Below are 14,419 nucleotides of genomic sequence, written 5' to 3' on the forward strand. Positions count from 1 at the left end.
TCACTTTCGGTGAATGGCTGAAGCCAACGCCGTGTAGTGATATGATAGAAGTATTCGTGTCTGAGATTGTCTCTGACTCCATAATTCGAAGGTTACAGTTATGATCATCGTTACCGGCGGCGCGGGCTTTATCGGCAGCAACATCGTTAAGGCCCTGAATGATAAAGGCATCACCGATATTCTGGTGGTGGACAACCTGAAAGACGGCACCAAGTTTGTGAACCTGGTGGATCTGAATATCGCAGACTATATGGATAAGGAAGACTTCCTGATCCAGATTATGGCTGGCGAAGAGTTCGGTGATGTCGAAGCGATTTTCCATGAAGGCGCGTGCTCTTCCACCACCGAGTGGGATGGCAAGTATATGATGGATAACAACTATCAATACTCCAAAGAGCTGCTGCACTACTGTCTGGAACGCGAAATCCCATTCCTGTATGCATCTTCCGCAGCCACCTATGGCGGACGCACCTCCGACTTTATCGAATCCCGCGAATACGAAAAACCACTGAACGTCTACGGTTACTCAAAATTCCTGTTTGATGAATATGTTCGTCAAATCCTGCCAGAAGCGAACTCGCAGATTGTCGGTTTCCGTTACTTCAACGTTTATGGGCCGCGTGAAGGCCATAAAGGCAGCATGGCGAGCGTCGCTTTCCATCTCAACACTCAGCTTAACAACGGTGAATCACCGAAACTGTTCGAAGGTAGCGAAAACTTTAAACGCGACTTCGTCTACGTGGGCGACGTGGCTGATGTGAACCTGTGGTTCCTGGAAAATGGCGTTTCCGGCATCTTTAACCTCGGCACCGGTCGTGCAGAATCTTTCCAGGCCGTGGCGGATGCGACGCTGGCTTATCACAAGAAAGGCCAGATCGAATACATTCCGTTCCCGGATAAACTGAAAGGCCGTTATCAGGCATTCACCCAGGCAGATCTCACTAACCTGCGTGCTGCGGGTTATGACAAACCATTCAAAACCGTTGCCGAAGGCGTAACGGAATATATGGCCTGGTTGAATCGCGACGCATAAGAGCTTTGAATGAAAATACTGGTGATCGGCCCGTCTTGGGTTGGCGACATGATGATGTCGCAAAGTCTCTATCGTACGCTCCAGGCGCGCTATCCCCAGGCGATAATCGACGTGATGGCACCTGCCTGGTGCCGTCCGTTATTGTCGCGGATGCCGGAAGTCAACGAAGCCATTCCCATGCCCCTCGGTCATGGGGCGCTGGAGATTAGCGAACGCCGCAAGCTGGGGCATAGCCTGCGCGAAAAACGTTACGACCGCGCCTACGTCTTACCCAACTCCTTTAAATCAGCATTAGTGCCTTTCTTCGCAGGTATTCCTCATCGCACCGGCTGGCGGGGTGAAATGCGCTATGGTTTACTCAACGATGTTCGCGTACTTGATAAAGAAGCCTGGCCACTGATGGTGGAACGCTATGTCGCGCTGGCCTACGACAAAGGCATTATGCGCACAGCACAAGATCTGCCGCAGCCACTGCTATGGCCGCAGCTACAGGTGAGCGAAGGTGAAAAATCGTATACCTGTAATCAATTTTCCCTCTCATCAGAACGCCCGATGATTGGCTTTTGCCCTGGTGCAGAGTTTGGTCCGGCAAAACGCTGGCCGCACTACCACTACGCGGAACTGGCGAAACAGCTCATTGATGAAGGTTATCAGGTGGTTCTGTTTGGCTCGGCTAAAGATCATGAAGCGGGTAATGAGATCCTTGCGGCATTGAATACCGAGCAGCAGTCGTGGTGTCGTAATCTGGCAGGGGAAACGCAGCTTGATCAAGCGGTTATCCTGATTGCGGCTTGTAAAGCCATTGTCACTAATGATTCAGGGCTGATGCACGTTGCGGCAGCGCTTAATCGCCCACTGGTTGCACTGTATGGCCCAAGCAGCCCGGACTTCACACCGCCGCTTTCCCATAAAGCGCGGGTGATCCGCCTGATTACGGGTTATCACAAAGTGCGTAAAGGTGACGCCGCAGAGGGTTATCACCAGAGCCTGGTCGACATTACGCCACAACTCGTGCTGGAAGAACTCAACACGCTGTTGTTACAAGAGGAAGCCTGACGGATGCGGGTACTGATCGTCAAAACATCGTCGATGGGCGATGTTCTCCACACGCTGCCCGCGCTCACCGATGCACAGCAGGCAATCCCGGGGATTACGTTTGACTGGGTGGTGGAAGAAGGTTTTGCACAAATTCCTTCCTGGCACGCCGCCGTTGAGCGGGTTATTCCGGTAGCGATACGTCGCTGGCGTAAAGCGTGGTTTTCAGCGCCTGTTAAAGCAGAGCGGAAAGCGTTTCGTGAAGCGCTACGGGCGGAAAACTATGACGCGATTATTGATGCGCAAGGACTGGTAAAAAGTGCCGCGCTGGTGACACGTCTGGCGCATGGCGTTAAGCATGGAATGGACTGGCAAACTGCTCGCGAACCACTGGCAAGCCTGTTTTATAATCGCAAGCACCATATTGCGAAACAGCAGCACGCCGTAGAACGAACCCGTGAGTTGTTCGCTAAAAGCCTGGGGTATAGCAAACCACAAACCCAGGGCGATTATGCTATTGCGCAGCATTTCCTGACAAATCCACTACCGGATGCTGGTGAATATGCTGTATTTCTGCATGCCACGACCCGTGATGATAAACACTGGCCGGAAGAGCACTGGCGAGAATTAATCGGCTTGCTGGCAGATTCGGGGATCCGCATTAAACTCCCTTGGGGCGCACCGCATGAAGAAGCTCGGGCGAAAAGGCTGGCGGAGGGATTTGATTATGTCGACGTATTGCCGAAGATGAGTCTGGAAGGAGTTGCCCGAGTGCTGGCCGGGGCGAAATTCGTGGTTTCGGTAGATACGGGGTTAAGCCATTTAACTGCGGCTCTGGATAAACCCAATATCACTGTTTATGGACCGACCGATCCGGGATTAATTGGCGGATATGGGAAGAATCAGGTGGTTTGTAGGGCCCCGGGGAAAAGCTTAATTAATCTCAACGGTCACGCAGTTTTGGAAAAATTATCATCATTATAAAGGTAAAACATGCCAACCTTCATTAAACTCCAATCATGGAAACCTTATGCTCTAAAATCATCTACGATTTTAGAGATAATGACTTATATATTAAGTTTTTTTTCGTTGATAATTGCATTCGTCGATAACACTTTCAGCATAAAGATATATAATATCACTGCTGTAGTTTGCTTATTATCACTAATTTTACGTGGTAGACAAGGAAATTATAATATAAAAAAACTTATTCTTCCCCTTTCTATATTTTTTATAGGATTGCTTGATTTAATTTGGTATTCTTTATTTAAAGTAGATAACTCACCATTTCGTGCTACTTACCATAATTACTTAAATACTGCCAAAATATTTTTATTTGGTTCTTTTATTGTTTTTTTAGCCCTTACCAGCAAACTAAAACAAAAAAAAGAAATTGCATTATATGTTATGTATTCTCTGTCATTTATAATTGCCGCATATGCATTTTATATTAATAGCATTTATGAACATGATCGCATTTCTTTTGGTATAGGAACGGCAACAGGAGCGGCATATTCAACTATGTTAATAGGCATAGTTAGTGGTGTTGCAATTCTTTATACTAAAAAAAATCATCCTTTTTTATTTTTATTAAATAGTTGCGCGGTGCTTTATGTTCTGGCACTAACACAAACCAGAGCAACCCTACTGCTCTTCCCTGTGATTTGTACTGTTGCATTAATAGCTTATTATAACAAATCACCAAAAAAATTCAGCACCGCTATCATTCTACTAATTACCATATTGGCTAGTGTTGTAATTATATTTAATAAACAAATTCAATATCGTTATAACGAAGCGTTAAATGATTTAAACAGTTACACCAATGCTAATAGCGTGACTTCCTTAGGTGCAAGACTAGCAATGTATGAAATTGGTTTAGATATATTCAAAGAATCACCTTTTTCATTTAGATCTGCAGAGTCGCGCGCTGAAAGTATGAATTTGTTAGTCGCAGAACACAGCAGACTGAGAGGGGCATTGGATTTTTCTAACGTACATCTGCATAATGAGATAATTGAAGCTGCTTCACTGAAAGGTATGATGGGAATTTTTTCCACTATATTCTTCTATTTCTCACTATTTTATACAGCATATAAAAAACGCGCATTGGGTTTGTTGATATTAACGCTTGGCATTATGGGGGTTGGACTCAGTGATGTGATCATATGGGCACGCAGCATTCCAATTATCGTTATATCCGCCATAGTTCTCTTACTCGTTATTAATAATCGCAACAATACTATTAATCAAGAATAGACAAGTTTAAGAAGTGAGTTAAAACTCACTTCTTATCTATACAACTTAATCTCTTTACTGAATCAGTTAAAGTTTCAGTATCGATATCTTTTACCGTAAATGTTGGGGATACTATTTGTATAGATTGATGATTATTCGGAGCCCAAATTAAATGTGAGGGATATTCCGGAGCACGTGAATTAGGATAAAATGCAAGCGTTGGTTTATGATAAGCCGCAGCGATATGAACAAGAGCTGTATCAACAGAAATGACAAAATCACTATACCTGGTCAACGCAACAGTATAAATAAATTCGTTGAAAGGTAGTGTTTCAATTTCAGATATTGGTATTGTCAATAAATCTTGCGGTAACCCGGTAAATATCACTCGATAATTTTTAAACCATATCTTCACTTCTTGATATATAAATTTTATTTGTTCAGGAGTAAGTCGGCATATTTTTTTTGCACCTAATGGGTTAATGATGACTATTTTTGTATTTCCAATAAAATCTTTTATTTTATTTTCAACATCTACAGGTAAATGCAAGTCGTAGTCGGTGGAAAATTCACCCTCACCATAAATATGCTTCAGTATTTCTGTTGCTCGTGTACTCATGTGTTCTTTTAAACATTCATCGTGGGGATGGTAAAATGAATAGTAACGCTTATACCATTGATCAAAACCCAAAATGTAAGAATCTTTTAAACTTGATAATATTAAACTATGCTTAAATGAAGGCATAGTTTCAAAGGGGTCTAATACAATATCGAACTGTAAATCCCGCAGATGCTTACATAGACTAAGCATTTTAAGGAAGCCAGTTGATTCTTTAATACAGAAATCAAATATATTTTTATTATTAGAGAGAAACTCCCCACCCTTTCTATTTGTGAGAATGGTTATTTTAACCCCTTTACTGTAAAGTTCACGATAAATCGAACTTAATACAATTAGATCACCGAGTTTATTATTATCATGAATTATAAGACATGATTTAACTTGCGCAGGTTCTGTAACTTGATTATTAATTTCCCTACGAAATATAAAAGAAAGGAAATTAATCTTGATTTTGTTTATATAAAATCTTTTCTTTTTATGAAAAGTTCCTAGGCGCATTTTTATACCATATTATTTTAGTTTCATGATGTTTAATTAGCATAAGAATCAGTTGAGACTTCATATTGTATTTTTATTCTTGTCTCATCTTTTGATTCTTCGGTACTGATTTCTTGAAGTTTAATGAATGGAATTACATCGTAAGAAATAGCTGTATCATCAGATAAATTATAAATATTAATATCTTCTACATTATCACGCATAAAACGGAAGAATGGTAATATTTTGAATAAATCCCTACTCAATTCCGAGGGCATGGGATTATTATTTTCATCATAGAATCTCGAGCAGCTACCAGTTAAATCCAGACCAGAACAAATAATCCGTGCATACTTCAGTGAATATGCTATTTGAATTGCAGCAAAGGCAATAGTATGACATGAGCAATAACCAAGACTGATGTCCTTGCAAAATCCGACCAGACGACCTCTTTTAGACCAAGGTACAGAGATCAGCAGTTCTTTGTGAATCTGACTCAAAATATTAAATTTGATCTTCTTTATAAAACCACCTTTTTCCCGGCGGTAAAAAGACCGTAATACAAGGCAGTTCTGGAGGATATAAAGTTTATCTTCTTCGGAAGCGTGTTCATAAACGTCAATGTTTACTATGGTATAACGACTTCTCTGGCTAAATTTATAAAAATCATCACGACGCTGATGTAAAAAGCGAACATCTGTAAGTACATATATAAAGGGAACAATATTATGACTTAACAGATATTGCGCTGAACCATTGACAGCAATAATATCCTTTGCCCGTAATATCGACAAAGGCGTCTTTTGCGATGTGGGACCAGACAGAAAAATAATAACATCATCAGATGTCTTATTTTCTATCAGGTTTTCAACATCTTTTTTGTCAATGTATCTAATATTCTTCATGATAAACCTGTGAAATAAATAACTCCGCTTAAAACTGTCCTGGTGAAGACACGTAATTGTTGGATATTTCTATTTTAGCGTGCTGGTTTCCCTTTCAAACGCCGCATAAAATTGCGCATTTTTTTACGATATACTAAAAGATAATAACCTAGATCTTTAATCTCATTTTTAATACCGTAATGACGCTCTAAATCAATACGATCTTTCGCTTTACGCTGTGCTGAAGCACGTTTTCCTGAAAGATCAATAATTCTAACCTCACCATTTTTTATAATGAAGTTACCACGATGGGGATCACCAGAAACCATACCATGTTGATGCAATGAATTAATTGATTGCTGAATTTTATTTTTTAGTACATCATCAATATCGGGTATATCACACAACTCTACACCATCAATATACTCGATAATCATGATATAAGTATGGACGAATCGTAAGGTTTTTCGCTCAGCCAACAAATAAAAATCATTGAGGGTATTTAACCCTTCATTTCGTACTTTTTGGGTTTGCTCAAAAAGGCGTTCGTAATAATCACCTTTTAACAGCGACTTAAAGAAACGTTCGTTACGCTTAACTTTCGGGGAAAAGACCTTAAGTATTAATTTACCGTAATCGGTATCAATAAGCATGACTTTCGTATCATCAATAGAACGAAAAACTTTGATGATATTTATATTATAAGACAAGAAGTCATTTAATACATTGAGATACTTTGAATTGCTTTCATCGGTAAAAACAACTAAGTCTTTGATCTTGTTCTTCTGAATCATGATAAACCAGTTAAATGTTATTTACGGTAATATTTTCGGCAAAGATAACAGACTCCTGCTATGATTCCTGAGATATAATGATGTTGCACTAACAGATGTTTATATCTTTTTTTAAATTCAATAATTGATTTTGCATCTCGCGGAGAGTCATCTTTCCAGGGGGAATTTTCTAACGCTATTTTATAGTATTTCACCGATGGATATATTGCCCATTTGTGCCACGGTTTAGTAGCACCTGTATAATGAATAAGAAGAGTACTTTCTGTAATCAACTTTTTATAGTTTTGATGTGTTTTATCTTTTAATTCACTTTTTATTGTATAAATTGTATTGTACTCACGAGGTAAAAATATTGTCATTCCCTTCAGTAAGACATTCATAACATCCTGGTCAGGATATTTATAAATATTATCTTTGCTCATAAGAATAGACAACGCTTTTTCTGTTAGTTTTGCGTCAACCCATTTTTTTAAGTCTAAATAAACGACACCAGAATTAAAGTACTGCCCCAGTAGTTCAGGATCAGACAACCTTGATACTGCCTTTTCCTGCATTGGCTCAACATCTTTAACAACAGCAGCCACCGCTCCGTTTAAATCCAGATGCAATAGCGGGCTAATATCACCTTTACAAACAACATCCGCATCAAGATAAAGCAAACGATCAAGCGTTAAACCCAACAATTGAAATGCAAATAAACGAAAGTACATTGCTCTTGACCAGACCTGTGTACAAGGCAAGCACTGAAGCTTATCAGTATTAATTCTATATAACGTGATTCTTAATTGGTATTGTTCTGCAAGTTTTGCGACTTTTTGAAAAAAGTCATCATTGTAAATATCAGCAATAATATAAAAATCAAGATTAATATGTCGATTATTTAGAACAATTGATGTGATAGAAACACCTACACCATCAAGATAATTAGCATCGACACCATAGGCAACATTTAAACATTCAGAAGTATTTATATCAGCTAGCCGAAAATCCCAGGCTTTAACTTTATCTATCTCTATGGCAGGAAATGAGTCCACAATGCTACCCTTATATCATTATTTTATAGTTTCCCAGTTTTAATGCATTATCTTTTTAATAAAATACAAAAGATAATTGCTAAATCCTTTTAGATATCTATGCTTTTTAAGCATATGTTTTGCGCTATACCTTAATTGATTGCTATTGTTAGGTTTCAGCAACGCCGTCTTCTTCCATGGCGAAGCATTTTTTGCCTCCATAAAGGCTTGTGATACAGGATAATCCCAGGCCCAGTCATGCCAGGGCTTGGTTGGACCGATATAATGGATAAAAATAGTATTTTCGTTTACTGGGTTTTTAAAACTTTCTTTGAGTTGATAATTTAAGCTAAACTGGGTGTTATATTTAATATCAGCAAAAATAAGTTTGTCAGCCAGCAGCATATTTAATACATCCTGATCAGGATGTGTTATTTTTTTGATTATTTCTGGTTCATTTAACATTGCAATGGCTCGCGCTGAAACCTGCTCGACTGCCCATTGTTCTGTATTGATAAATAAAAAACCGGAGTTAAAGTAACCTTTAGCAATCCCCGCAACACCTAACGAATGTGCGCGTTTTTCCCACCAGTCAGCCTGGCCTTCCGTAACAACCATTGCGACTTTATAGTCTGGAAACGAGAAATTGATTAGTGGCTCAATAGCCCCCTGGCAAATGATATCTGCATCCAGATAAAGGACTTTAGGCACCTTATTAATAAAGTAATCCGCAATAATAAATCGAAAATATATTGCATAAGTCCAGTTCTTGGTACTTGGCAATGATCGAAGTCGATCACCATTAATCAGATATATTTTAATTCTGGTTTTATACTGTAACGCCAGGGCATCAAAATACTTACGATCATCATCACCAAAACAATCAGTAAAAATATGGAAACACAATCGACTTCCTTCATTATATTTTAATATAGAAGCAATCGATATTCCGCAACCAAAAAGAAAATTTTTGTCAGTTCCATAAGCGATGTCCAGACAAAGATTTTCTGTTTCTACTTTATGATTATAATCAATAACTGAATTAAGAAACTCAGTTTCCTGGAAAAACACCTGCTGCATTATTTCCTCCGGGAAATAGCAGAAATAATTATCTTATGTAATCTGTCGTAATACTTCGGTTTATAAAACTTATCTATCGATGAAGGAATTTTTCCATGTTCGATATGAATTTCACCTGCTATATATTTATTCAGAAGAGTTACAAAACCAGTAATATCTCCCGGTTGATACAGATGACCATTAACATCAGATTGAATAATGTCAGCAGGTCCGGAGACACAATCGGCACTGATACAAGGAATTCCCCATGATAAAGCTTCAAGTAAAGTCATTGGGAAACCTTCAAAAGATGACGTGAGTAATAACGCACTCACTTTTTTAATATCTTGCTGGACTAATTCCCAAGGATGTTGTTGCCAACCATACCAGACAATTCGATCATCAATATTTAATTCTCTACTATAAGCCTGGCATTTTTCAAAATCGGAGCCATCACCCAGTACATGGAGTTTCCAGTCACCTTGAGCTTGTGATAAGCCATCAAGGAGGTCTTTAACCCGCTTCTGGCCCTCGAATTTCATACGCCCAACATAAATGAACGTTGCCGTTTCGCCTTCCTCAGGCGCAGGAATGACTGTGTCTTTAGCTTCGACTGGATTAAAAATAACATTTATCGTCGATTCTGGTACACCCCGATTAATCATTTGCTGTTTAATGCCAGAGCTGATTGCTAAATAATAGTCGGCACAGGTGACATATTCAGCATGTTTTTTGTGATCTAAAGAAAAATGTGGCCATGAAAATACTGGCACATCAATTCCTGATTTTTTACGTGCTTTGGCCGCATACAAACACGAGATAACGTCAATACAAATAACAACATCTGGCTGATAATTCTGAAGCCATTTGCTTAAAGCATGAATATGTTTCGTTCGACGCAAAAAACCTAACCGAATATTGGAAAATGAACACGAGTATTCAATACCTTCCAACCATCCCTTATCCATTTTGTCATTGCGACAAAAGAAAAACATTTCACTTTGGATGTGTTGTTGCCTGAAGGTATTAATGACATCGCGGATAACCGTTTCCATGCCACCAAATCCAGAAACCGCTTCGCCGATAAATGCTATTTTCATAATTATATTAGTTTTCCATCTAAATTTTCACGTTGAATAATTTAGCGAACAGATAATGATAATAATAAGAAATGGCTTTGCCATATTTCCCTTCGGACCAATAAACTTTAGCTTTTAACCTAATATCACTTGATGATGGTGATAACATCCTTTTATGATGTCTCCACGGTGAATTATAAAAATAACGTTCAAAGTTTTGTGCCCTAAATATTTTATACCATGGTTTATTCTGAGTAACATAATGCATTATAATTGTGTTGGGTAAATTTTTTTGTTCTTCATCACATCTTACTGATAATGTTGTCTTTTTATTATATTTTTTATCGAGATAATATAATCGCCCATTAAGTAAAATATTTAGCACATCCTGGTCTGCATACCTATATACTTTCCCATTGTTGATCATCTCCAACGCTTTTTGTGTTATGTTCTCGTTTTTCCATGCGCTGGTATTAATAAGCATAACTCCGGCATTAAAATAATTGATAAATTCAATGCCATAGTCTAACTGTTTCACACGGTCTTGCATATCTGGTGAGTCAGGGATGACGCATGCTATATAATCATTTAAATCGTAATCAACGAGCTCATATAAAGAGCTATTACATATGATATCACAATCAAGATAAAGTATATTTGTTATTTTATCATCAATAACCTCTGGGATTAAAAAACGCAAACACGTTGATAAAGGGATGCCCAGGATTAAGGTGTCCGGATTAATATCAAATTCATCTGTCACATGATATACTGATATTGACGTATTCGGTCCCTCTAGTTCGGAAAATACGGAGAATTCATTTTCACTTATTCCTGAAACAAGAAGGTGAAAGTGAAGATTAATATCACTATTATTTGAAATGATTGAATATAATGCAACACCCGCTGGCATTATGAATCCACGGTCAAAGCATAATGCTATATGCAAATGTTTAACATTCGGTATTTCGTGTTGAAATAAATTTTGTTTCTTAGCGACGAAGTTCCTAATATTTAACAATTTTTAAGCCCTTATTATAAGAAATGAACATTTAAAGCTTTTTCCTTATTGTTCTTTCTTTTATTTTTTGCGCCTTAATTCCTGCTTCTTTAATTAAGTTAACTTCCCGCAATAGAACTTCGTGTAAAGGCATTCCAAAATAAACCTTCATAAATCGCCATATATCTCTCTGCGTCAGACCAATATTCATTGATGAGAAATATAAGCCAATCAAGTCTTTATCGCGCCAACGGCGCGGTACTTTTGAGCGTATCTGCGCCCGATGTAGATCGATAACCGAAATTTTTAATTCATCTTCCCGGCCAGTAAATGGCAAATGAAGCAAAAAGTGGCAAATGTAACAGTCACGGTGATTTATCCCTGCTGCGTGCATTTTACGCACCATGGTTGCCACTCGCGTGATCAACATACGTTTAATACGCACATCAGGTGGGTTGACTGCCCAATCTGCACAATAATCTTCAAGGCTAATCGTGGGAGTGAGATCTTCGGTAATAATAAATGATGTACGGGTTAATGGATTTAAACCTTTTTCACCAAACCCAATGCCATTCATCGTATCAACACCGACATCACTCAGGCGATGAATAGCATGCCACTCTCTGTCTGCACCCAAAACGGGCATCCGCAATGAGAGCAGATTTTTTATAATCTCTTTTAATGTTGTCCCCTTGTGCCATTTAAGAAAATAGCTTTTCCCGGACAGTTCAAAGCGTAATGTGCGACGTGTCTCCAGTTCGCGGAAGACCTCGCCATTCAGTTCCTTAACTTCGGCAAAAGCATCTTTACCACGCCAAAGTGTGACAAGCGGCTCTTTTAATTCAACCATCTAAACCACCTGTAATGATATCCGCGGCTTTCTCTGGCAAGCTATACAAATCCTGAGTATCGGCATAATGGCGAGCATTCTCCGCCCAGGCCATTCGCAATGAAGATTGTGTTAATGCTTTACGTAAAACTTCATTTAATTGTTCCTGGGAGAAAGGTTCAGCGATAACCGTTCCACAATTGGCATCGGCAATATAATGCGCGTAACCGCATACCGCTGTTGTCAAAACAGGTAATCCAGCAGTGATCGCTTCAAGGAGAACGATACCAGCAGCTTCCTGATAAGCGGGATGCAATAATAAATCGGCTGCAGCCATTAATTCTGACACATCATTGCGACCGGAAAAGAAATGCACGTTGCTCCGCACGCCGAGTTTTTCTGCCAGCACTTCGAATTTTCGCGGTTTATCCTGGCCAACAACAAACAAAAGCGTATTGTGGCGTAATGATTCCGGTAACGCTGCCAAAGCTTCAATTGAGCGATCCACACCTTTACGAACAAAATCTGATCCAACTTGTAGCAATAAGTTTTGTTGCTCTTTTATGCCATTTTTCTGGCGATAAATTTCACGGCTATTTGGGATTTGCGCGCTGTATTTTCTGTCCGGATAGATGCCGGGGGGAAGAATTTTAAAACGTTCAGGTTCAGTTTGATAATGCTTCTGGAAATCGGTGATTTGCTTATCAGTCAGCATCATGAGTTTCGTCGATTTACCATGCTCGAAAGTCGCTCGCTCAAATGCGGCATAATGACGATAACGTGATGTTAGACGATATAAAAAACCTTTTTCTTGCGCAACTTTCTCGGCGTAACAAACATCAGCGGCAAAATAAACATCCAACCCAGGCATCTTATTAAACCCAACAACGCGATCAGCGGGATGCGCTTTGAGATGATTTTGTACCCAGGCATAATATTCTGCATTGCGTCCATGGTTGGTATGGGACTTAACTGGCACATGAATAAGCTCAAATGTTTTTGGGCACTCGCCTTCCCACGACTGCGTATAGACCCGAACATGGTGGCCTCGTGCGGCAACGGTTGATGCAATACGCATAAAATCACGTTGAAGCCCACCAAAAGGAAAATATTTATATAAACAAAACGCCACGATCATAATTGTGCATTCCTGTCAACTGAAGGGGCATCTTCTGGCAGCAGCTTTTCCGTAGCGGCGATAACATCTTCCGCGGGGATAACAGAAAGATATTTTTTATTGCGGTCAAGTTCATGTCGGCTCGGCATTTGCTGATAATTCCCCGCCCAGAATTGAATAATATTCTCAGTCCAGGGACGCCAGAATATGTGATCAGTTGCACCAAATAAACTAATTATTGGCGTTTTCACTGCCGCTGCAATATGTCCTGGTGCAGAATCCACACCAATAAAGAGTACGGCATGATCAATTAAAGCACCCAGTTCAGTAAACCGTGTTTTACCCGCAAGGCCAGCGACAGGTTTTGTTTGGCAGCCTTGCACTATTTCATCGATACAGGCGAGATCATCTGCCGAAGGCCCGCAGGTCAGCACAACCTGATACCCTCGCTGTTGCAACGCATCGATAACCTTAGAAAATTTATCGTTATCCCAGCACTTAAATATCTGACGAGCAGTCGGCTGGATAACAACATAATGCTCTTTCACGCCCAGAGCATCTAATTCCTGGCGCATCTTCTTCCAGCAATCTTCGGCGTAACTCATTGTTGTATCAGTGTAGAAATCGGTAATACCTAATGGCTCAAGGACCGATAAATTACGCTCAACAATATGTGTGCCGTGTATTGGCGCTAAGTGTGTAAAGCTTTTTTTCCAGATGCTATGCTGCCGATGACCATAAAGTTGCGATATTTTCACCTGTGCGGGTAAACAACGTACCAACAGTGCCACCATCCACTGATCCGTAAGATTAATGACCAGGTCGTAATTATTCGCACGCAGAGTTTTTATCAATGAAAGCACATTTTTAATTTTATCGAATGTTCCTGCACTTTTATTGCTTATACCGTAGAGCGCATTAATTTCCGGGTTTTCAGACAAAATAGGGATGGTGTCCTGATAAAGCAGCATATCGATTTTTGCATCAGGATAATTCTGCTTGAGCGTACTGATGACAGGAGTGGTTAATAACATATCTCCATGATATCGCATCTTTATGACCAGGATTTTTCGAAATGGCTTTTCCACTAGCGACTCTTTTGTGTGATTGTCTGGTTAAGTTAAGCAGAAAAAAAGCACGCTACCGCCCCAGGCTCAACAGCTACCTGAATACTGATAACGTACTTACTTTGACGTGCTAGTGTAGCATTTCTTTCGCAGCAATCCGACCCGAATGATT

14 protein-coding genes are annotated in these 14,419 nt (G+C 39.6%); 4 read left to right on the plus strand and 10 right to left on the minus strand.

Annotation, left to right across the window (positions count from 1 at the left end):
* Positions 1-100 precede the first annotated feature (100 nt).
* From rfaD to A1WG_RS13685, 4 genes are read left to right on the plus strand one after another with little or no spacing between them, the layout of a single operon-like run.
* A complete protein-coding gene (rfaD, locus tag A1WG_RS13700) occupies positions 101-1,033 on the plus strand; it encodes an ADP-glyceromanno-heptose 6-epimerase (protein WP_000587764.1) in 933 nt (310 codons plus the stop codon).
* Positions 1,034-1,042: 9 nt separating this feature from the next.
* Positions 1,043-2,089, plus strand: a complete 1,047-nt coding sequence (rfaF, locus tag A1WG_RS13695; RefSeq protein ID WP_000699256.1) for an ADP-heptose--LPS heptosyltransferase RfaF — start codon at positions 1,043-1,045, stop codon at positions 2,087-2,089.
* 3 nt (positions 2,090-2,092) lie between these two features.
* On the plus strand, positions 2,093-3,052 hold the full coding sequence (gene rfaC, locus A1WG_RS13690; RefSeq protein ID WP_001264628.1) for a lipopolysaccharide heptosyltransferase RfaC: 960 nt from the start codon (positions 2,093-2,095) through the stop codon (positions 3,050-3,052).
* A 9-nt stretch (positions 3,053-3,061) separates the two neighbouring features.
* The gene (locus A1WG_RS13685) at positions 3,062-4,327 is read left to right on the plus strand and encodes an O-antigen ligase family protein (RefSeq protein WP_001517462.1); all 1,266 of its coding nucleotides are present in this window, start codon (positions 3,062-3,064) and stop codon (positions 4,325-4,327) included.
* A 25-nt stretch (positions 4,328-4,352) separates the two neighbouring features.
* On the opposite strand, the gene A1WG_RS13680 is transcribed toward A1WG_RS13685, so the two are convergent.
* The 10 genes from A1WG_RS13680 to rfaQ form a co-directional block, all read right to left on the minus strand.
* Positions 4,353-5,426 (minus strand): glycosyltransferase family 9 protein, encoded by a 1,074-nt coding sequence (locus A1WG_RS13680; RefSeq protein WP_001236429.1) that lies wholly within the window; start codon positions 5,424-5,426, stop codon positions 4,353-4,355.
* Between the two features lie 32 nt (positions 5,427-5,458).
* Positions 5,459-6,310 (minus strand): 3-deoxy-D-manno-oct-2-ulosonate III transferase WaaZ, encoded by an 852-nt coding sequence (gene waaZ, locus A1WG_RS13675; RefSeq protein WP_000790282.1) that lies wholly within the window; start codon positions 6,308-6,310, stop codon positions 5,459-5,461.
* Between the two features lie 74 nt (positions 6,311-6,384).
* Positions 6,385-7,083, minus strand: coding sequence for a lipopolysaccharide core heptose(II) kinase RfaY (gene rfaY / locus A1WG_RS13670; RefSeq protein ID WP_000615163.1), 699 nt, complete (start codon positions 7,081-7,083; stop codon positions 6,385-6,387).
* A gap of 17 nt (positions 7,084-7,100) precedes the next feature.
* Positions 7,101-8,117 (minus strand): lipopolysaccharide 1,2-glucosyltransferase RfaJ, encoded by a 1,017-nt coding sequence (gene rfaJ, locus A1WG_RS13665; protein ID WP_000376837.1) that lies wholly within the window; start codon positions 8,115-8,117, stop codon positions 7,101-7,103.
* A gap of 39 nt (positions 8,118-8,156) precedes the next feature.
* Positions 8,157-9,176 carry a lipopolysaccharide 3-alpha-galactosyltransferase gene (gene waaO / locus A1WG_RS13660; protein ID WP_001517460.1) on the minus strand — a complete coding sequence of 340 codons (1,020 nt, stop codon included), beginning with the start codon at positions 9,174-9,176 and terminating at the stop codon, positions 8,157-8,159.
* On the minus strand, positions 9,176-10,255 hold the full coding sequence (gene waaB / locus A1WG_RS13655; protein ID WP_016242553.1) for a lipopolysaccharide 1,6-galactosyltransferase: 1,080 nt from the start codon (positions 10,253-10,255) through the stop codon (positions 9,176-9,178). Before waaB ends, waaO begins: the two co-directional genes overlap by 1 nt.
* A 19-nt stretch (positions 10,256-10,274) precedes the next feature.
* On the minus strand, positions 10,275-11,255 hold the full coding sequence (locus tag A1WG_RS13650) for a glycosyltransferase family 8 protein (protein WP_024191927.1): 981 nt from the start codon (positions 11,253-11,255) through the stop codon (positions 10,275-10,277).
* 31 nt (positions 11,256-11,286) lie between these two features.
* A complete protein-coding gene (rfaP, locus tag A1WG_RS13645; protein WP_001517457.1) occupies positions 11,287-12,084 on the minus strand; it encodes a lipopolysaccharide core heptose(I) kinase RfaP in 798 nt (265 codons plus the stop codon).
* Positions 12,077-13,201: a lipopolysaccharide glucosyltransferase I gene (rfaG, locus tag A1WG_RS13640; RefSeq protein ID WP_001517456.1), complete on the minus strand. Its 1,125-nt coding sequence runs from the start codon at positions 13,199-13,201 to the stop codon at positions 12,077-12,079. The genes rfaP and rfaG overlap by 8 nt, the downstream gene beginning before the upstream one ends.
* A complete protein-coding gene (rfaQ, locus tag A1WG_RS13635; protein ID WP_001517455.1) occupies positions 13,198-14,268 on the minus strand; it encodes a lipopolysaccharide core heptosyltransferase RfaQ in 1,071 nt (356 codons plus the stop codon). The genes rfaG and rfaQ overlap by 4 nt, the downstream gene beginning before the upstream one ends.
* Positions 14,269-14,419 lie beyond the last annotated feature (151 nt).

Source organism: Escherichia sp. KTE96 (assembly GCF_000408525.1).
Taxonomy (GTDB): domain Bacteria; phylum Pseudomonadota; class Gammaproteobacteria; order Enterobacterales; family Enterobacteriaceae; genus Escherichia; species Escherichia marmotae.